Source organism: Bradyrhizobium sp. AZCC 1693 (genome assembly GCF_036924745.1).
Classification (GTDB): Bacteria; Pseudomonadota; Alphaproteobacteria; order Rhizobiales; family Xanthobacteraceae; genus Bradyrhizobium.
The window spans coordinates 7,352,409-7,371,701 of record NZ_JAZHSD010000001.1 but is presented as its reverse complement, the minus strand read 5'-3'; the positions used below and the strand labels follow the sequence as shown (position 1 = coordinate 7,371,701).

The following is a 19,293-nucleotide window of genomic DNA, read 5'->3' as shown; positions in this document are numbered from 1 at the left end:
TCGGAAAACCGGTACCCGCTTTTCCGGGTCATGCTCTAGAAGCGTTCCATATTGCAGCGGTTCGCGCGTCAGCGCAAACCGCTTTCGTCCGGCTGGCCACAGCACCGACGCAACGGAATCGCCGCAATCCTTTTCGCGCATGCACAACAAAAAAGCCCCGGACGACGCCGGGGCTTTGATTCTGCGGGAGGAAGATGACGCCGAAATCAATACTTCGCGATCACCGGGCCACCGAAGGTGTAGTTCAGGCCGACACGCAGGACGTGGTCGCGGAAGCGCGTGTCCACATTCGCGCTGATCAGGCTGTCCGGCGCGAGCGTGAAGGTGCCGGCCCGGAAGCTGTCGAAATCCATGTAGAGATATTCGAGCTTGGCGCTCCAGTTGTTGGTGATCTTGCCTTCGACACCGGCGCCAATCGTCCAGCCAATGCGCACGTCGCTGTTGGAGCCGACCGAAGTGACCGCAACGCCGGCGGGCGTAACACCAGCCAACGCGCCGGTGGTCTTGATCGAGCCGTAGGCCAGACCGCCGGTGCCGTAGAACAGGACCCTGGGGGTTGCGAGAATACCGACGCGGCCGCGCACGGTGCCGAACCATTCGAGGTGCGAGTCGACGGCAAGGCTGGTGCCCGTCACGCCCGCGGGCAAGAACGTCAGGCCGGGAAGGCACGGGCCGCCGATGGCCGTCGCGGCGCAGCTAAAGACCCCGCGTCCCTTCTCATCCGACCACTGCGCGTCAGCCTCCAGACCGAACACCCAGTTGCTGCTCTGCCAGTTGTAACCGATCTGACCGCCGGCAATGGCGCCGTTCATATCGTAGCCGGCACCGAGGATCGAGCCGGCGGGCGGCACGATCGGCACCCCGGTCAGCGTGTTGAAATAGGAAACGTCCGTGCTCCCACGTCCCCAGCTGTAGCCGGCGTTGCCGCCGATATAGAAGCCCGTCCAGTTCCAGACCTCGACCATGGCCGGCGGCGCCTTGGTGTAGCGCGGAGCCATGTCCGCTGCAGATGCTATCGAAGTCGCAGCCACAATTGCCAGTGCCGAAGCCGCGATTGCCTTGAAAGCCGAAACGCGCATGGGAGCCCCTCTCTGAAAAACCGTTAATTAAATCTGGGATCAACCTAACGCGGAGTCGCGCACCAATCATGCGCGGATCGGCCGCAAATGGCGTTTTTTGGCAGTTGTTGCAAAAATGCCCGAATGCAATCACAAACCGGCCTCATCAGAAAATTTTCTTTTATTTACAATCAATTACGGCCAGATTTCCGGTCACGCAGCAGCGCGAATATCCATCCCCTGCCGAACAGCAGCAGGATCAAGACCCCGTACACGAAGGCACCCGCCACAATCAGCAGCAGCAACGCGGTCTCGTCCCGGAAGGCGTGCATCTGCGCGAAATAGAAGCTGGCGAATCGCGCGGTGGCCCAAAGTGCGGCGGCGAGCAGCACACCGGCCGCGGCGAACTTGGCGAGCGACATCATCCAGGCGCGGTCGAGTTCGAGGTAACCTGCCCGCACCGCGAAGAACAGCACCAGCAAAAGATTGACCCAGGCCCCGATGGCGGTGGCGAGCGCCAGGCCGATTTGCGCCAGCGCGCCCATCAACGCGACCTTCAGCGCCACGTTGACGGCAACGCCGGTCAGCGCCGCCTTGACCGGCGTCGCGGTGTCGTGGCGGGCATAGAAGGTCGCGACCGCGCTGCGGATGGTCACGAACGGAATGAGGCCGATTGCGTAAGCGGCCAGCGTGGCGCCCGCGGCCACCGCATCCGCCTTCGAGAATGCGCCGCGCGCAAACATCGCCCGCATGATGACGTCAGGCACGGTCAGGAAGGCGGCGACGAACGGCACCGAAAACAGCAGCGAGAATTCGAACGCCCGCCGCTGCGCGGCCGACGCACCAGTGACATCGTTCGCGGTGAGGCGCCGCGACATTTCCGGCAACAGCACGGTTCCGATCGCGATCCCGATCACGCCGATCGGCAACTGGTTGAGACGGTCGGCGTAATACAGCGCCGAAAGCGCGCCTGCCGGCAGAAAGGTCGCGATGATGGTGTCGGCGAACAACGCGATCTGCGTTCCCATCGAGCCGATGGTCGCGGGACCCAGCGCCCGAAAGAACGCGCGCACGTCTTCGTCGAGCTTGAACACCGCGAATTTGGGCAGGATGCCGGTTTTTGCCGCGTCACCGGCCAGCAGCATGAATTCGAGGATGCCGGCGATCAATACGCCCCATGCGGCGGCGTAACCCGCGCCCGGAAAGAACGCGGCCAGCGCCAGCGTCGCCATCATCGACAAATTGAGAAAGATCGGCGCGGCGGCAGCACTTGCGAAGCGATGCATCACGTTGAGCATGCCGCCATACAGCGTCACCAGCGTGATCAGCAGCAAATACGGAAACGTGATCCGCGTCAGCGAAATCGCGAGTTCGCCGCGCGCCGGGTCATCCTTGAAGCCCGGCGCGAGGATGGCGATCACCTCCGGCATGAACACCCAGGCGACGGCGAGCAGGATCACCTGGGCGGCAAACAACAGCGTGAAGATGCGGTCGGCGAACAGTTTTGCCGACGCTTCGCCCTTGCCGTGCAGATGCGCATAGGCCGGCACGAAGGCGGCGTTGAAGGCGCCCTCGGCGAAGATCGCGCGAAAATGATTGGGCAGCCGCAGCGCCACGAAAAACGCATCCGCGACGGGCCCGGCGCCGAGAATCGCGGCGAGCATGATGTCGCGCGCGAAGCCGGTCAGCCGCGAGAGCAGCGTGTAACCGCCGACGGTGAAGATGCGTCCGAGCATGCGCCGCTTCTAGCGCATATTGGCGAGACGGGGAAATCAGGAAGAAAGCGCGCCGCGCACCGCCTCGATCACGCGATCTTGCGCCGGCTCGTCGAGATAGGCGTGAATCGGCAGGCTGATGACATCGTCCGAGAGCTTTTCGCTCACCGGCAGCCCGCCATCCGCCACCGGGAAACCCTTGTACGCGGTCTGCTGATGCATCGATTTCGTATAATAGACCATCGTCGGAATGCCCTGCGCCCTGAGCGTTGCGGCGAAACCGTCGCGATCGGTGCCCTCTGGCAGGCGGATGGTGTACTGCGCCCAGATCGAGGTGCATCCGGAAGCCAAACGCGGCACCGTCACGAGGTTACCGAGACTGCGCGAATAGCGTTCCGCAACGCGATTGCGAGCCGCGATCTCGTCCTCGAAAATCTTCAACTTCTCGATCAGGACCGCCGCCTGCATCGTGTCGAGGCGTCCTGTCAAACCAAGGCGCACATTGTCGTATTTGTCGGAGCCCTGGCCGTGAACGCGGATGCTGCGCAGCGTCTCGGCAAGTTTGTCATCATCGGTAAAGATGGCGCCACCATCGCCGAAGCAGCCGAGCGGTTTTGTCGGGAAGAAGCTGGTCGCCGTCGCAAGTCCCAAAGAGCCGATCCGGCGGCCCTTGTAGCTCGCGCCAAAGCCCTGGGCCGCGTCATCGAGCACGAACAGGCCCTCGGCCGCTGCGACTTCGGCGATCGCATCGTGGTCGGCGCTTTGGCCGAACAGATCGACCGGGATCACGGCCCGGGGCTTCAGGCCGCGCTGCTTCGCCGTCGCAATGCCACGTTTGAGCGAAGCGGCATCCATGTTGAAGGTTGCGGCATCGACATCGACGAATACCGGCGTCGCGCCGGTCAGCGCCACGGCTTCGCCGGTCGCGCAGAACGTGAACGAAGGACACAGGACGGCATCCCCCGGGCCGACTTCCCTGGCCATCAACACCATCAGAAGCGCGTCGGTGCCGCTCGCGCAGCTCACGACATGCCTGGCGCCGCAGAAATCCGCCAACGCCTTCTCCAGCACGGCCACTTCCGGACCATTGATGAAGAGACAATGGCTCGTCACACCCGCGATCGCCTCATCAATCGAAGTACCGAGCCGCCGGCGCTGCGAGGCGAGGTCATAAAAGGGAACGGGTTCTGGACGCATGTGCTGGTTCATGTGGCCTTGCCTGGATCAGAATTAAGAGGTTCAGCCGGCGATGCGGCGCGGTCCCTTGCGCGCGGCGGAGGCCGCGGGCTTGGCGGGCTGCTCGAGGCAGCGGATTGCGATTTCGAGACTGGCGACGCCCTCGTCGCCGGAAACCGCCGGCACATTGCCGGTGCGGACGGCATCGAGGAACGCGATCAGTTCAGCGCGCAGCGGTTCGTCATGGCCGACCGGCAGATGCCGCATCGAATAGCTGCCGTCGGGCTTGAAGCCGAAGCACTCGGTGACCTGACGCGTCAACAGATCGCCCATCACATATTTGCCGCGGGTCGCAACCGTGACGCTGCGCGCCTTGAACGGCGTCAGCCAGTTGGTGTTGATGTGGGCGAGCACGCCCGAGGCGGTGCGGAACTGCAGCAGCGCGATATCCTCGCGCTCGGCGACCGCGCTGGAAAGCTGCGGCTGCACCTCGACGATATCGGATTCGGTGAACCAGCGGATCAGATCGATATCGTGCACGGCCAGATCGATGACGACGCCGACATTGGACATCCGCGGTGGAAACGGCCCGACGCGGGTGATGCCGATCGAAAGAATATCCTCGCCCGAGATCGCCTGCTTGATCGCGGCGACCGCTGGATTGAAGCGCTCGACGTGGCCGACCATCAGCGTCACGCCGGCACTGCGCGCCGCGTTGACGATGTCCTGCCCCTCCTCCACCGTCGAGGCGACCGGCTTCTCGACCAGGAGGTGGATGTTGCGCGTGATGCAGGCCAGCGCAATCTCGTGATGGAGGTGGGTCGGCGCCGCGATCGTGATGGCGTCGACGCCTTCGTCGAACAGCTCCTCAAGATCGGCGAACGCGCGGCAACCGGCGAGCGCGGTGGCGCGCGCGCGGTGTTCCGGCAACGGATCGACGATACCGACCAGCGTCACATCAGGCAGACCGGCCAGCACGCGGGCATGGTTGCTGCCCATCACGCCCGCGCCGACCACGCCTACACGTAGCGCGCGTTTTGCATCGGTCTTCGCGTCGAATGCGGACCCTTTGGAACTCATGATTTGTAGACCCCAAGCAGATTCGGCGCTGGAACTTTCCCCGGCGGTTCTCTAGCACGCCGTCACAGACGTGGCGAACGCGATTGGCGGTTTTCGGACACGTTTTGATTCAAACAGTTACAACCGCCGGACCGGTAGAATTACGGTCACCGCTCAACTGCGCTTGTAGTCGTCCTCGATGCGGATGATGTCGTCCTCGCCGAGATAGCTGCCGGTCTGCACCTCGATCAGTTCGAGCTGGATCTTGCCGGGATTTTCCAGCCGGTGGACCGCGCCGATCGGGATGTAGACCGATTCGTTCTCGTGCACGGTCTTGACCAGTTCGTTGACCGTTACCTGCGCCGTCCCGCGCACCACGATCCAGTGCTCGGAGCGATGATGATGCTTCTGCAACGAGAGCCGGCCGCCCGGCTTGACGATGATGCGCTTGACCTGGTGGCGATCGCCATTGTCGACCGACTGATAGGATCCCCAGGGACGATGCACCCTGATGTGGTCCTCGGTCACCTGCGGCGCCACCGTCTTCAGTTTCGCCACCAGCCGCTTCAGCCCGTTGGCGTCCTTTTGCCGGCTTACCAGCACCGCGTCCTGGGTTGCGACCACGACGAGATCATCGACGCCCTCCAGCGCCACCAGCGCGCCATCGGTCGATACGTTGCAATTGCGGGAGTCCTCGAACACGGCAACGCCGCGCGCCGCGTTGCCCTCGCCGTCCTTGCCGGACAATTCCCACACCGCATGCCAGGAGCCGACGTCGGACCAGCCGCACGCGACCGGCACGACGGCGGTGCGCGCGGTCTTTTCCATCACCGCATAATCGATCGAGATCGACTTCGCCGCTCCGAACGCGGTCTCGTCGAGCTTGACGAAGCCGAGATCGGTGCCCGCCTTCGCCACCGCATCAGCGACGGCCTGAATGCTGTCCGCATCGACCTTGCGATATTCATCCGACAATACGGCGGCGCGGAACATGAAGTTGCCGCTGTTCCAGAGATAGCCGGCCTCGACATAACGCGCCGCCGTTGCCGGGTCCGGCTTTTCGACGAACTTCGCGACCGCGCGGACCTTGCCGGAAATGACCTCGCCGGGATTGATGTAGCCATATTCGGTGGCGGCGCGTTCGGGCTGCACGCCGAAGGTCACGATGTGCCCGGCTTCCGCCGCAGCCAGTCCCTCGCGGCAGGCGGCGAGGAAAGCGGGCGTGTCGGACACCACATGATCGGCGGCGAGCGCCAGCACGATCGCATCCTTGTCGCGGGCTTGCGCAAACGCGGCGCCGGCCGCGATCGCCGGCCCGGAATCGCGCCGCATCGGCTCGAGCAGCACGTCGGCCTCCAGCCCGATCTCCGCCAGTTGCTCGAGCACCATGAAGCGATAGGCGTTGTTGGTGATGATGACGGGCCGTTCGAACAGATCAGCATCGGAAACCCGCAACAGCGTATCCTGGAACGTCGAGCGCGCGCCGAACAGGGACAGGAACTGCTTGGGGTGAACCTCGCGCGAGGCCGGCCACAGCCGCGTTCCCGCGCCGCCGCACATGATCAGGGGGATAATTCGTCGGTTCATCGGCGCCTCAAATCCTGTAAAAGTCGCGATACCAGGCGACAAAGTCGGCAAGCCCGTCCTCGATCGAGGTCTGCGGCCTGAAGCCGGTGTCGCGCATCAATTCGGTGACATCGGCAAACGTCTCGGTCACGTCTCCGGGCTGCATTGGTAGCATCTCCCTGACCGCCGCGCGGCCCAATTCCTGCTCCAGAACCGATACCACATGGGTTAATTCTTCCGGGTGATTGTTGCCGACATTGTAAATCCTTGCCGGCGCCCCGGCGCCCTCGCCGCCGTCGCGCGGGGCCTGGTCGACCAGTTGCAATACGACGCGCGTCACATCGTCGATATGGGTAAAGTCACGCCGCATCCTGCCATGGTTAAAGAGCCGGATCGGAGTCCCTTCCATGATCGCTTTGGTAAACAGGAAAATCGCCATATCGGGCCGTCCCCACGGCCCGTAGATGGTAAAGAACCGCAAGCCCGTCACCGGCAGCCGGTAGAGATGGCTGTAGGAATGCGCGATCAGCTCATTGGCCTTCTTGGTGGCGGCGTAGAGGCTGACCGGACGATCGGTTTTGTCGTCCACCGAAAACGGCAGTTTCGTATTGGCGCCATAGACCGACGACGAGGATGCATAGACCAGGTGGCCGCATCCATGATGCCGGCACCCTTCCAGCACATTGACGAAGCCTTCGAGATTGGCGTCGACATAGGCGTGCGGATGATCGATCGAATGACGCACGCCGGCCTGCGCCGCGAGATGCACCACCTTGGCAAAGCGGTGTTTGGCGAACAGCCGTTCCATTGATGCGCGATCGGCGAGATCGATCTGCTCGAACGCAAAGCCCCGCTCCGCGCGCAGGAGGTCGAGCCGCGCCGCCTTCAGCGCCGGATCGTAGTAATCGTTGAGATTATCGAGACCGACCACGGCGCGGCCTTCGGCGAGCAGCCGGCGAGCGACGTGGAAGCCGATGAAACCCGCCGCGCCCGTTACCAATATTGCCTGATCCGACATCATTTTCCTAAACCCGGCACCGGTTCGCCCCTTCCGGTTTGGGCCTCTTTACCTGCCGTGTCGAGGGGGCTGCAATACCTTCCAATGCTGGTCACTTGGCTGCGGGACTGCGCGTTTGGCGAGCGCGGGTCCGTGCCATCTTTAACTGCGCGGGCGCGTGGCCAGGATATCCGACACTATTTTTCCCGCGATCCATCGCGAGCCTTCCTGGGTCAAATGGCCCTCGTCGAAATAATAGGGACGTCCGGACTTGTCAGCGAGGGCACATCGCCCTGCCGGACAAGCAGCCTGCTGCAAGGAAATGTACCTCACATTTCCGATCTTTTTGGTCTGCAGCATCGCACGCATGGCAGCCTCCGCCGCAGAACGATCCGACACCTTGATGTCCTTGTCGGCAGCACGGGACAGATAGACCGGGACACTCTCCTGAAAAATCGGCGTATTGCCCAACACCGCAACCGAAATATCATTCTGCGCGAGTAGGCCCAACGTCTTCTCGAGTCCGTCCATCACGAACGGCTTCCAAAAGGCCGCAAGAATGACGACCTCAGGCTTGCGCGAATTGATCAACGACAGCACAAAATCGTTTATGTCCTTGCAGTGGGGCCGTCCGTCGACCACTCGACCGATGATGGGCGTACATGCGGACGCGGTGAACATTCCAAGCGAATATCCGGCTGCGCCCAACTCATGCTTCAGACCATTGTAGTGATGGGCCGCGTGGCTGTCGCCCCACAGGATCGCTACAGGCCGCTTGTCCGGAAAACACGTCTCAAGCGCAAAACGTGAAGTGTCCTGATCTGGATCGAGAAAACACGTACCCTGAAGAAACAGCTCCTTCAGATTCGGGGGATCGAAATTGGTGAGCTGCTGCGCTCGCGGTCCCGAACGCCCCTCGAAGCCGCCCGCCAGGAGCGCAACGACAGCGCCTACCGCCGAAAGGGAGGCCGCGCTCCCCAGGAAGGAGGCCTTTGCCAGCGTGAAGCGACCGGTTCTGATCGGCCTCTCGACCGCATGATAGGTTGCCATGGCGGCTACAAACGACGCAGCGACGACAAACAGAGAAAAATGCAATTCCGGTGTTTCCGGCATGGCGATCTTGCCGAAAACGATCAGCGGCCAATGTGCCAGATACAGCGGATACGAGATCTTGCCGACATAGACCAGAGGCGGAAGGCCCAATATCCGGCTCAAGACCGTTCCCGCCTGCCCCGACCAAATGATCAATGCGGTGCCGAGACATGGAACGAGTGCGGCCAGGCCAGGGAACCGCGTCCGGTCGCTATAGAAGAATATAGCAACAATCAGCAATGCGGCGCCAACAGCCGACAGCAGTTGCGCCGCTTGCGACTCCAGCTTCCAGTTCAACCGCGCGAGCAATACGCCAATAGTGAGTTCAAACGCCCTGCTCTGCAGCAAATAGAACGACGCTTCCGGATGAAGCGACAGTTGCCACTGTGACCACAGCAACGACAACAGACCCAGCATGACGAGCACGGGCAGCAATACGCGCGGAAAATATCTGGACAGTAGAACAGCGATCAGCGGAAAGACGAAATAAAACTGCTCTTCGATCCCGAGCGACCACAGATGAAGCAGCGGCAGGTCAATCGCGCGGGGCCCAAAGTACCCGCTCGTCGCATAAAAATAGACGTTTGCGAAAGAGAACAGGGCGGCCAGCGAAGACTTTGCGAAAGCAATCGTCTCCGCGGGCCACATCAAAACAAGAGAAGCCGCATAAGAACCCAGCAGCGTCAAAATCAATGCAGGGGCGATACGTCTAACTCGTCGCTTGTAGAAATCAGCGAATGAGAATGTTCCGGAATCAATTTCGTGAAAGACAATGCCGCCGATGAGGAAGCCGGAAATAACGAAGAATACGTCGACACCAACATAGCCGCCGGGAACGAAACCGTTCAAATGAAATGCATGACGGCGAGAACCGAAAGCGCTCGCAATCCGTCGATGTCCGAACGATATGTCACAATCGGATCCGCAAGGGGAATTAATGCATAAGCGGAGGCGCCCCCCGCCATCAGGACTCGTTCGCTTTGTGCGGATCTTCGCCAGTTCCGTCAAGCCAATTGCCCTGCTCTGGCCTCGCCACAACCGGCTTCCCGACAGGGGCCGTGCCGGTCGCGAGATGGGGCTTGATCTAAAGTCAGTGGCTAAGCGCGACGGGCTTGGCACTATCGGTGGTATGCGCTAAGGAAGCGCTACAATCACGCTCAGGATACGCGGATGGGTGAAGCCCGGTTAGCGTCCGTACCCGCTCTTAAGGGTGCGGAGACATATTCGTCCGCGATGGCCGACGCGAAGAATTACATCTCGTGGATTCTGGCCTCGTTCTCGGATTACCTTGCCGCGCCGGTGCTCGAAATCGGTGTTGGACACGGCAGCTATGCCAGCGTGCTGCGCGGCTATGGCGACTATATCGGTGTCGATATCGACCCCGCTTCGGTGGAAGAGGGACGCCAGCGGTTTCCCGGTCTCGATCTGCGCGTTTCCGATATTACAAGCCCGGAGTTTGTGGCGCTTGCCAATGAACGCAAGGTGAGAACGATTGTCTGCCTGAACGTGATCGAGCACATCGAGGACGACAGCAGGGCGGTCACGAACCTCGCCCGGGCTCTTCAGCCTGGCGGCCATCTCCTTGTGATCGTTCCGGCGCTGGAACTTCTTTTCAACGATCTCGACCGTCTGGCGGGCCATCACCGCCGCTATAGCCGGGCCCAAATGCGGTCGCGACTTGCCGAGGCCAGGCTCGAGATCGTTCGCTGCGACTACTTCAATTCGATAGGCGGCCTTGGCTGGCTGGCAAATCGCGCCCTTCGTCACAGCTCTCTCAACGACAATGCCGTGAACTCACAGATATCCTTGTTCGACAAATGGCTGGTTCCGCTTTCGCGTCTTGCTGATCCTGCAACGCGGAAGGTCTTCGGCCAGTCGGTCATCGCGGTAGGCCGCAAGCGATGATCTCAATCGTCATACCTGCGCTCGACGAGCAGGATGAGATTGGCAGGACCATCACCCGCCTGCGAGAGGTATTGTCCAGTAGCGGAAGCGGCGCTTACGAGGTCGTCGTCGTGGACGACGGCTCGCGCGACGAGACCGCGGCTCGGGCGGAAGCAGCCGGAGCGCGGGTGCTGCGGCATCCACACAATGTCGGTTATGGCCGCTCGCTGAAAGACGGTATCCGCGCCGCCCGCTACGATACGATTATTATCAACGATGCCGACGGCACCTATCCCATCGAAGCCATTCCGGATCTGCTTGCCAGCTACAATCAGGGCTTCGACATGGTCGTGGGCGCGCGCAGCGGCAAGCACTACCAGGAATCGCTGATCAAGATGCCGCTGCGCCGGGTGCTGCGATTTATCGTGGAGTTCACCGCCGGCCGTTCCATCCCGGACATCAATTCCGGCCTTCGCGTGTTCCGGCGCTCCGCCGCGCTGGAATATTTCGACCACCTTTGCGACACGTTCAGCTTCACCACGTCGATGACACTGGCCTATATGATGACCGGAAAATTCGTGGCCTATGTTCCGATCGAGTACAACAAGCGAGTGGGAAAATCGAAGGTAAAGCTGCTGCGCGACTCGATGAAGACGCTGCAGTACATCGTGGAAGCGGCGATCTACTACAACCCGTTGAAAATGTTCGTGTTGATGGCGGGCATCGTGCTCGCATCATCCTTCCTCAGTTTCACGCTCGCGCTGATAGCCAAGCTGAACGTATTCTTCTATGTCGGCGTCGGCGGCATCATCTCGTCAGTCCTCATCTTCTCGCTGGGATTGCTGGCCGTATTGTTGCGCCAGATCATGGTCAAGTCGTCGCGTCTGGAACGAGACAACCGCGAGGCCGGCGATCACGACGAAGCGCGCCCGCTGCGCGAAAATCGCATTACGCGGATTTGAGGTGCAACCATGTGCGGCGTTGTGGGGATCTATTCTGGCGATCGCCGCCTTGCCCGCGAGGAAACGGTGCGCGCCATGGTCGCGGCCCTGCACCATCGCGGCCCGGACGACAGCGGCATCCTGATCGCGCCGGGGATAGCGCTTGGCCACGCCAGGCTCGCGATCAGGGATCTAAGTCCCGACGGGCGGCAGCCCTTCACCGATCCCTCGGGCCGCGTGATCGTCAGCTATAACGGAGAGATCTACAACGACCGGGAGATCCGGGCTGAACTGGCGCGCGACTTCGGATTCACATTCCGAACCAGCTGCGACACCGAGGTCATTCCGTTGGGTTACCTCGCGTGGGGTGATCGGATATTCGATCGCTTGGAAGGCATGTTCGCGGTCGCGCTCTGGGATCGCGATGAGCGGTGTCTGGTGCTCGCGCGGGACGGCGTCGGCATCAAGCCGCTCTATTATGCCGAAGACAGCGGCGTCGTTCGCTTCGCGAGCGAGATCAAGGGCATTTTCGCCGATCCGGCTCAATCCCGCCAGATCTCGGCGCAGGGACTTCATGCCTTCTTCGCGATGGGTTACGTCGGCCCTCGCGACACCACGTACGAGGGCGTGCACCAGATCGCGCCGGGAACCGTTGTCACCTACCGCGAAGGCAAGCGAACCGAGCGGCAATTCTGGCGACCGACCCGAACGGCTGAGATCACCAGCATCGACGACGCGACGGTCGAGCTTGAACAACTATGGACCAGGGTTGTTTCCGATCAGCTGGTGAGCGATGTCCCCGTCGGCGTTCTGCTCAGCGGCGGCATCGATAGCACGCTCGTCGCTCTCGGCGCCGACCGGTCAGACGGCAAGCTGCCGATGTTCACCGCGAGCTTCGCCAACCAGTCATTCGACGAGACGCCGCTCGCCCGCAGGGTGGCGGACGCGATTGGCGCCAAACTTCATTCCGTTCCTATCGAGATGCGCTCCGATCTTGGCGAACTGCTGGCGACGGTTGTCCATCACTATGATGGTCAGTCCTGTGACGAGGCTTCGCTGGCGCTGCTCCTGCTTTCGCAGGAAGTGCGGAAGAACGTGACGGTGGCGCTCACGGGCGACGGCGGCGACGAGTTCTTTGCAGGCTACCCGACATATGCCGCATCGAAGTGGGCGGCCCGTCTCGGCCCGCTTTTGCCGTCAGGCGCCTGGAACGAGGTCGGCCAGTTGTTCTACCGCTTCGGAGCGGCAGGACAAAAACGGCTTCCGTTATCGGCCATCGCATTCCGCTTTGCCTTCGGCATGGCTAGCGGTCCTCTCGAGGCGCATGCCTGCTGGCGGCGCTACGTCCCGCAGTTCATGCTTTCCAAACTCTACGGCAGCGCGCTGCGCCCTCTCCTCGACGAGGATCCGTTCCGCGGCTACAAGGCCGAAATTGCAAACGCGGAAGGCGATCTCATCGATCGTTGTCTGCTCGCCGATCAGCGCTGGCACCTGCCGGGCGGACTTCTGCTGAAGTCTGACGCCATGAGCATGGCCCAATCACTCGAGCTGCGTGTCCCGCTTCTCGACCGGCGGATCATGGACTTCGCAGGTCGATGCCATGCCGATCTGCTGCTTGCGCGGCAGGGAGAAAAGAAGGCCCTGTTGCGGCGGCTCGCCCGGCGGCTGAAAGCTCCCGAAGCCGTTACCGAAGGGGCCAAGCGTGGCTTCAATGCACCGCTGGCCGGACTGCTGCGCCACGAGCTGCGGCCGACCGCCGAGCGAATTTTCGAACGCGAAGCAGATGCCCTCGCCCCCTTCATCGTAGCGGACGAGGCGCGGCTGCTTTGGCGGGAACACGCCGAGGGTCGACGGGACCATTCCTATGCGATCTGGCCCATCCTGCATTTCGGGATCTCCAGGACATGGTCGCGCCATGTGGTATCCACCCCGGCCGCCCACGCTGACCTGAAGATGCTCGACGTCGGGACGTGAGGACAAAAAGGGACGTACCAGAATAATGCAGCTGGATCCGGGGACAAGAGACAGCGCTCGCGATCAGACGATCAGCGACTTCGGGGAACAATGGACGCGCCATACGGAGAATCCGGATTACTACGGCAGCGTCGAACTATTTGCAGATATCATCGCGCCGTTTCTGACACTCGAAGATATCAAGGACCGCAAATGCGCCGACATCGGCTCGGGTACCGGGCGGATCGTCCTGATGATGCTCGCCGCCGGCGCAGCGTCGGTGGCCGCCGTCGAACCGAGCCGGGCTTACGACGTGCTGGTCCGCAACACCGCCCATGCCGGCGAGCGGGTACGTTGTTTCAATGTGACAGGCGAAGCCATTCCAAGGGATGATTTCGACATCGTGCTGTCGATCGGCGTGCTTCATCACATTCCGGAACCGGGGCCCGTTGTGCAGGCAGCCTATGAGGCACTACGGCCGGGCGGCCAGATGCTTGTTTGGCTGTACGGCCGCGAAGGCAGCCGCGCCTATCAGAGCATCTTCGTTCCCGTGCGCACGATCACGCGAAACCTGCCGGTTATCGTGAACGAAGTTCTGTCGTGGATGCTTTACCCGGTGGTTCTGGTGTACGCGGCCCTCACGCGGCTGATCCCGGCATTGCCTCTCTCAAACTATCTCTCGAACGTCTATATGCGCTTTCCGCCTGCCGAGCGCCGCCTCGTGATTCTAGACCAGATCAACCCCCGTTGGGCGAAATATTATTCACGCGATGAAGCCGAAGCCTTGCTTTGCGACGCAGGTTTCAGCAATGTGCGGTTGCACCATCGGCACGGATATTCGTGGACGGTCTGTGGATCGAAATAAACATCCATTCCGCGAGCACTAAAACCATCGCTGACATCGTCACCCTCCAACAGGTTTAACGAATGCAATTTGACGGAATCAGGGGCGCCCGCATTCTGCTTGCCGCGGCGCTTCTGTTGATCTCGCTAGCGGTTGCCAACTATATCGGTTGGCTTCGATTGAAGCCCGAAGTGTCAGCAATCGCATGGATCGCCGACAAGCCCGACTACGAAAGCCATCTCGTCAATATACACCAGCGCGCCATGGCCAGGGCCGGCCCCGGCGCCGTTGATGCGTATCTGCCGATATACGATATTCAGAATCCCGGCCTTTTCTTGCTGGTTGCGGAATTGTTTGTGCGCGCCGGGGCAACAACTCCCCTTCCGTTGGAGATTCTGTCGATCGTTCTGTTCAATATCGGCGCGCTTTGCTTCTTCTTCTGGGTCTATCTTCTATTCAGTGACTTGCTTGTCGCGGCATTTGCGACGGCATTTCTCGCACTGTCCCAATTCTTTCTGTTCTTTCCCGGCGTCACGCATACGATGCCGTTCGAATTCGTCTTCTTCAATGCGACACCGCTGCTCTTCGTCCTATACCTGAAGAACAACAGGCCGGCCTATCTCGCCGGCGCGCTGGTCGCGATGTTCCTCACCTGCATGAATTACTGGTTCTATTACATGTCGTCGTGGATCATCATGATCGGGCTGTGGTGGCAGTACCGCGGCAGGCCCCGCATCAGGGACGTCGCCATGATATCCGCACCCCCTGTTGCAGCAGCTTCCGCTACCATCATCATGGTGATGTCGCTCTTCGGAGGAGTAAGGAGCGGAGGATTTCGGCTGCTCGATATCTTCGTCGCGCGAACGTTCGACGCCCGCGTCCCCGGCGGCGTCTGGTACCCAAACCAGAGATTCATGTCTGCAGCCGACTGGTTGAACTATCCGTCGCTGGTCAAATACCGGCTAGAGTGGGCCTACAATTTCGATTTTCAACTGTTTGCATGGGCCGCGGCCTGTGTGCTCGTTGTGCTGTGGTTTCACAAGAGAAGCTCAGTGATCTCAGCGCTAATCCTGCTGGCTGGCGGACTTTCCTGGTACTACGTCATGTTTCAGCACACGCATATCCACCCATTTCACCGGCCAGTATAGTTTCATGGCGATCTGTCCGATCGCTGGCTTGATTGCCGGAGAAACGATCAATTCCGCCGGGAGAGCATTGCTTCATCTTAAGCAACGCTGGATACCAACACGCCATCAGGGCACCCGTGCCTATTTTCTGCTCGCCTTGAATGTTGCCCCCGCCATATTGTTGGCTGTTGTTAGTTCGCGGGTGATCCTTCCCTACCTGAAGAGTACCGGATTTCTGATCAAGCAAACCCTGGCGGTTACGAGTTCCGTCGAAGCGAAGTATCATGAGGCGGTCAACGAGATCTGCCAGCACCATCCCGAGGTCACGCACGCGGATCTGGAGCGCGCGTCAAAAAGCTGGGGCATTGAATGGCGCGCGAAACAGCTGGCGGATACCAATCAATTGCCGAAATGTTCGACCTAGCCGCGCTTGCGAAGATTTCCGCGACAAGCCGGGCGCGCTCCTCCGGCTGATCTCATCAGCTTCGATAATTGCAACGCGTCCGTGTCTCTATAGTTTCCATCTCTGAATACCTTTGGGTGAGCTATTGCCAGACCGGCCCGAAAACCATACCAAGGCGGCGAAATTGGCGCCGAATTTGCGCTAATACTTCTCTCAAACTTGGCACGGGCGAGATGCGCCGTATCCTGCTTTCGACGTTGAAGATACTGGTCTCGGCGGCGCTGCTGTATTTCTCGCTGCGCAAGGTCGACCTTGCCGAGTTGGTCGCCCGCATCGACGTTTCCAGCCTGGGCTGGATCGGCGTGGCGATTGCCGTGACGTTCCTGCAGATATTCATCGGCGTGCTGCGATGGCGCGAGATCAGCGCGGAGTGCGGCGCGCCGCTGCCGACCCGGCAGGCGATGCGCTTCAATGTGATCGGAACTTTCTTCAACCAGACGCTGCCCTCCTCGATCGGCGGTGACGCGGTACGGCTGTGGCTGGTGGCCCGCAGCGGCGCCGGCTGGCGGGCTGCGACCTATTCCATCTTCGTCGACCGCGCCATCGGCCTGATCGCGCTCGCGGTTGTCATCGTCGCGAGCCTGCCCTGGAGCTATCGCCTGATCACCGATCCGCACGGCAGGTCGGCCTTGCTTTTCGTCGATTTCGCAGCCCTTGCCGGCGGCCTCGGGTTTCTTCTGCTCGGCCGGCTGCCGTGGCCGTGGCTGAAGCACTGGTGGGGCACCCACCACATCCACGCCTGTTCCGTGATCGCCAATCGCGTGCTGTTCGGCCGCGTTCACGGCCCGAAAGTCGCGGTGCTGTCGTTGCTGGTGCATGTGCTCGCCGTCGTCATCGCCTGGTGCGTGGTGCAGTCGATCGCAGCCCCCGTGCTGTTCGGCCAGATCTTCCAGCTCGTTCCGCCGGTCATGCTGATCACCATGCTGCCGATCTCGATTGCCGGCTGGGGCGTCCGCGAGGCCACCATGGGGCTGGCGTTCGGCTATGCCGGCCTGATGGCCAACGAGGGCGTCAACATCTCCCTGCTCTACGGCGCGGTATCCTTCATCGTCGGCGCGGTCGGCGGACTGGTCTGGATATTGAGCGCCGAGAAGGCCGCGCAGGGCACGGTGGCCATCGAAGTTCCCAAATAATCTTTCGAGCAACTTTCCACGCGGATAGAATGGCCAGTTCGCAACTACTGCTGTCGTTGGCCGCCGCAGTGCCGGCGGCGCTGTTGTCGGGCGTCCTGACATGGGCGATCCGGCCGCTGCTGGTGCGAATAGCGCTGGCAAGGCCGAATGCGCGCTCGTCCCATCGCATTCCGACGCCGCAGGGCGCGGGCATCGCGGTGATCGCGGCCACACTGGTCACGGCCGTTGCGGTCATCGCCTTTGCCGGCGCGGCCGAAATGAAAATTCCTGCCGCGATATTCGGCGCGATGCTGTTCATCGCGGCGGTAGGCTTTGCCGATGATGTCAAATCCATCCCCGTAGTGCCGCGGCTATTGCTGCAGGGATTAGCCGTCGCCGCGGTGCTCCTTGCCGCGCCCGAAAACCTGAGAATCGTTCCGGCCTGCCCGCTCTGGCTCGAGCGCGGCCTGTTGTTGCTCGCAGGCCTGTGGTTCGTGAACCTCGTCAACTTCATGGACGGGTTGGATCTGATGACGGTCGCCGAGATCGTGCCCGTCACCGGCGCGCTCGTTCTGCTCGGCTGGCTCGCCGAACTTCCCGCGCCCGCGACGATCGCCGCCGCGGCGCTGTTCGGGGCGATGCTCGGCTTTGCGCCTTTCAACCGGCCGGTAGCGAAAATCTTTCTCGGCGACGTCGGCAGCCTGCCGATCGGCCTGCTCGCCGGCTGGTGTCTGCTGCAGCTCGCCTGGCATCAGCACATTGCGGCGGCGCTGCTGTTGCCGCTCTACTATCTCGCCGACGCCACCGTCACGCTGCTTCGGCGCGTCGCGCGGCGCGAGCCGTTCTGGGCGGCGCATCGCACCCATTTCTACCAACGCGCTACCGACAACGGGATTTCCGTATCGCGTGTGGTGAGCGAAGTATTTGCGCTCAACATCCTGCTTGCCGCTTTGGCGATCGGCTCGGCCATGACTTCGTCGACGGCCACAGCAATCCTGTTTTTCATCGTCGGCGGCATCGCCACGGCGCTTCTGATGCACCGCTTCTCGCGGCGGCAATCATCGTTGGGCTAATCCGGCTTCCTCTGCAAAAGCTCGCGGATCAGGCCGCAATACCCGGTCATGGCGGTCTCAAGGTCGAATCGTCCTGCGATTTCGGCCGCGCGCTCGGCACGCTGCGGATCCCTGGCGCCGGCGGCGCGACGGATCGCTTTCGCGAGCTCATCGGCTCTGCCGGGTTCGACGACCCAGCCGACATCGTGTTCGATCACCGTCAGCGCCGCCTCGGCATCGGGCTCGGAAACCAGGATCACCGGGCGGCCGATCGCCAGCAGATTGTAGAACCGGCTGGGCACCGATACACCGGCGACGTTCCTGCGGTAGGGAATGATCCAGACATCAGCGGCGGAAAGAAACGCCTCCAGTTGATCGTCCTCGACGCGATCGACCAGCGTGACGTTCGGAAGCTTTGCCTCGGACTGCATCTCGCGCAACTGATCAAAGCCCACCCCCCAGCCCGACAGCAGGAAGTGGATATCCTTGTCGTCGCGCAGCAGGCGCGCGGCCTCGAATACGATGACGGGGTCGTGGGTAAAGCCGAGATTGCCTGAAAGCCCGACGACGAAGCGGGCGGAAAGCGGACGGCGATAGGGATTATCAGGATCGACCGCGCGAACGCCGCGCGCAAGCGTCGCCCAGTTCGGAATAAAGCGGATCTTGTCGCTCGTCATTCCGCCATAGCGCAGCAGCAGCTTTTCGGTGTCGCGGCCGATGATGACGACGGCATCGAGCGCGCGAAACATCAGCGCGTTGAGGCCGCGCATCGCCTTCGCCGGTAACGAATGCGGCTTGAGGAGGCCCGCCATGATGAGAACGTCGGGATAGAGATCGTGCATGATCAGCACCGACCTCGCGCCTTTCAATTTGGCGGCGGCCGCAAAGGCGTAGGGCAGCATGAAGGGTGCGGGAACGGTGAGCGCGACGTCGCCGCGGCGCAGTCTCACCAACAGCGCTGCGAACATCCGGATCGTGAACAGCAGTTCGGCCAGGGCGCGCTTGAGCAATGCGGCCTTGCCCGGCATCCAATTCCTGATCTCGACGACCGCGGGCATGCCGGTTACCGCTTTGGCGGCGGAGCCTGCCGTTCCCGACAGCACCAAAACTTCGGCTTCCCGCGCCACGCGTTCCGAAATCGCCGCCATGATCGCGGCCGTCGTGCTCGGATCTGGCGGATAATGCTGGCTGACGACGACGACTTTTCCGGACTTCTGCATCATGGCTTTCGAAACGGCCCGCACGGCAGGCGGA

At 61.7% G+C, this 19,293-nt stretch carries 16 protein-coding genes; 8 read left to right on the top strand and 8 right to left on the bottom strand.

All coding sequences use genetic code 11. The annotated features are described in order from the left end of the window. Positions 1–206: 206 nt before the first annotated feature. From V1293_RS34915 to V1293_RS34885, 7 genes are all read right to left on the bottom strand, one after another. Positions 207–1,079, bottom strand: a complete 873-nt coding sequence (locus V1293_RS34915; protein ID WP_334516218.1) for an outer membrane protein — start codon at positions 1,077–1,079, stop codon at positions 207–209. A gap of 170 nt (positions 1,080–1,249) precedes the next feature. Further along, positions 1,250–2,794: a murein biosynthesis integral membrane protein MurJ gene (gene murJ, locus V1293_RS34910; protein ID WP_334516217.1), complete on the bottom strand. Its 1,545-nt coding sequence runs from the start codon at positions 2,792–2,794 to the stop codon at positions 1,250–1,252. A gap of 36 nt (positions 2,795–2,830) precedes the next feature. Then, entirely contained in the window at positions 2,831–3,982 is a 1,152-nt protein-coding gene (locus tag V1293_RS34905; RefSeq protein WP_334516215.1) for a DegT/DnrJ/EryC1/StrS family aminotransferase, read from the bottom strand. A gap of 30 nt (positions 3,983–4,012) precedes the next feature. Next, positions 4,013–5,029 (bottom strand): Gfo/Idh/MocA family oxidoreductase, encoded by a 1,017-nt coding sequence (locus V1293_RS34900; protein ID WP_334516213.1) that lies wholly within the window; start codon positions 5,027–5,029, stop codon positions 4,013–4,015. A 153-nt stretch (positions 5,030–5,182) separates the two neighbouring features. Continuing rightward, a complete protein-coding gene (locus tag V1293_RS34895) occupies positions 5,183–6,595 on the bottom strand; it encodes a mannose-1-phosphate guanylyltransferase/mannose-6-phosphate isomerase (RefSeq protein WP_334516212.1) in 1,413 nt (470 codons plus the stop codon). Between the two features lie 7 nt (positions 6,596–6,602). After that, positions 6,603–7,592: an SDR family NAD(P)-dependent oxidoreductase gene (locus V1293_RS34890; protein WP_334516210.1), complete on the bottom strand. Its 990-nt coding sequence runs from the start codon at positions 7,590–7,592 to the stop codon at positions 6,603–6,605. Positions 7,593–7,733: 141 nt separating this feature from the next. Then, positions 7,734–9,512, bottom strand: a complete 1,779-nt coding sequence (locus V1293_RS34885; RefSeq protein WP_334516208.1) for an acyltransferase family protein — start codon at positions 9,510–9,512, stop codon at positions 7,734–7,736. Between the two features lie 321 nt (positions 9,513–9,833). On the opposite strand from V1293_RS34885, the gene V1293_RS34880 reads away from it, so the two are divergent. The 8 genes from V1293_RS34880 (at position 9,834) to V1293_RS34845 (ending at position 18,060) form a co-directional block, all read left to right on the top strand. Further along, positions 9,834–10,568 carry a class I SAM-dependent methyltransferase gene (locus V1293_RS34880; protein WP_334516206.1) on the top strand — a complete coding sequence of 245 codons (735 nt, stop codon included), beginning with the start codon at positions 9,834–9,836 and terminating at the stop codon, positions 10,566–10,568. Then, a complete protein-coding gene (locus V1293_RS34875; protein ID WP_334516205.1) occupies positions 10,565–11,509 on the top strand; it encodes a glycosyltransferase family 2 protein in 945 nt (314 codons plus the stop codon). Before V1293_RS34880 ends, V1293_RS34875 begins: the two co-directional genes overlap by 4 nt. Before the next feature lie 9 nt (positions 11,510–11,518). Continuing rightward, on the top strand, positions 11,519–13,462 hold the full coding sequence (gene asnB / locus V1293_RS34870) for an asparagine synthase (glutamine-hydrolyzing) (protein ID WP_334516203.1): 1,944 nt from the start codon (positions 11,519–11,521) through the stop codon (positions 13,460–13,462). Between the two features lie 25 nt (positions 13,463–13,487). Next, positions 13,488–14,306, top strand: a complete 819-nt coding sequence (locus tag V1293_RS34865) for a class I SAM-dependent methyltransferase (protein ID WP_334516202.1) — start codon at positions 13,488–13,490, stop codon at positions 14,304–14,306. 62 nt (positions 14,307–14,368) lie between these two features. Then, positions 14,369–15,433 carry a hypothetical protein gene (locus V1293_RS34860; protein WP_334516200.1) on the top strand — a complete coding sequence of 355 codons (1,065 nt, stop codon included), beginning with the start codon at positions 14,369–14,371 and terminating at the stop codon, positions 15,431–15,433. 4 nt (positions 15,434–15,437) lie between these two features. After that, positions 15,438–15,836, top strand: a complete 399-nt coding sequence (locus V1293_RS34855) for a hypothetical protein (RefSeq protein ID WP_334516198.1) — start codon at positions 15,438–15,440, stop codon at positions 15,834–15,836. Between the two features lie 212 nt (positions 15,837–16,048). Further along, complete coding sequence (locus V1293_RS34850) at positions 16,049–17,008, top strand: lysylphosphatidylglycerol synthase transmembrane domain-containing protein (RefSeq protein WP_334516194.1); 960 nt, start codon at positions 16,049–16,051, stop codon at positions 17,006–17,008. A 29-nt stretch (positions 17,009–17,037) separates the two neighbouring features. Then, complete coding sequence (locus tag V1293_RS34845) at positions 17,038–18,060, top strand: glycosyl transferase (protein WP_334516193.1); 1,023 nt, start codon at positions 17,038–17,040, stop codon at positions 18,058–18,060. On the opposite strand, the gene V1293_RS34840 is transcribed toward V1293_RS34845, so the two are convergent. Next, complete coding sequence (locus V1293_RS34840) at positions 18,057–19,283, bottom strand: glycosyltransferase family 4 protein (RefSeq protein ID WP_334516191.1); 1,227 nt, start codon at positions 19,281–19,283, stop codon at positions 18,057–18,059. The genes V1293_RS34845 and V1293_RS34840 overlap by 4 nt on opposite strands. Positions 19,284–19,293: the final 10 nt, after the last annotated feature.

Coding starts and splice junctions, on each gene's coding strand:
- V1293_RS34915 (WP_334516218.1), bottom strand. CDS start 1,079: ATGCGCGTTTCGGCTTTCAAGGCAATCGCGGCTTCGGCACTGGCAATT.
- murJ (WP_334516217.1), bottom strand. CDS start 2,794: ATGCTCGGACGCATCTTCACCGTCGGCGGTTACACGCTGCTCTCGCGG.
- V1293_RS34905 (WP_334516215.1), bottom strand. CDS start 3,982: ATGAACCAGCACATGCGTCCAGAACCCGTTCCCTTTTATGACCTCGCC.
- V1293_RS34900 (WP_334516213.1), bottom strand. CDS start 5,029: ATGAGTTCCAAAGGGTCCGCATTCGACGCGAAGACCGATGCAAAACGC.
- V1293_RS34895 (WP_334516212.1), bottom strand. CDS start 6,595: ATGAACCGACGAATTATCCCCCTGATCATGTGCGGCGGCGCGGGAACG.
- V1293_RS34890 (WP_334516210.1), bottom strand. CDS start 7,592: ATGTCGGATCAGGCAATATTGGTAACGGGCGCGGCGGGTTTCATCGGC.
- V1293_RS34880 (WP_334516206.1), top strand. CDS start 9,834: ATGGGTGAAGCCCGGTTAGCGTCCGTACCCGCTCTTAAGGGTGCGGAG.
- V1293_RS34875 (WP_334516205.1), top strand. CDS start 10,565: ATGATCTCAATCGTCATACCTGCGCTCGACGAGCAGGATGAGATTGGC.
- asnB (WP_334516203.1), top strand. CDS start 11,519: ATGTGCGGCGTTGTGGGGATCTATTCTGGCGATCGCCGCCTTGCCCGC.
- V1293_RS34865 (WP_334516202.1), top strand. CDS start 13,488: ATGCAGCTGGATCCGGGGACAAGAGACAGCGCTCGCGATCAGACGATC.
- V1293_RS34860 (WP_334516200.1), top strand. CDS start 14,369: ATGCAATTTGACGGAATCAGGGGCGCCCGCATTCTGCTTGCCGCGGCG.
- V1293_RS34855 (WP_334516198.1), top strand. CDS start 15,438: ATGGCGATCTGTCCGATCGCTGGCTTGATTGCCGGAGAAACGATCAAT.
- V1293_RS34850 (WP_334516194.1), top strand. CDS start 16,049: ATGCGCCGTATCCTGCTTTCGACGTTGAAGATACTGGTCTCGGCGGCG.
- V1293_RS34845 (WP_334516193.1), top strand. CDS start 17,038: ATGGCCAGTTCGCAACTACTGCTGTCGTTGGCCGCCGCAGTGCCGGCG.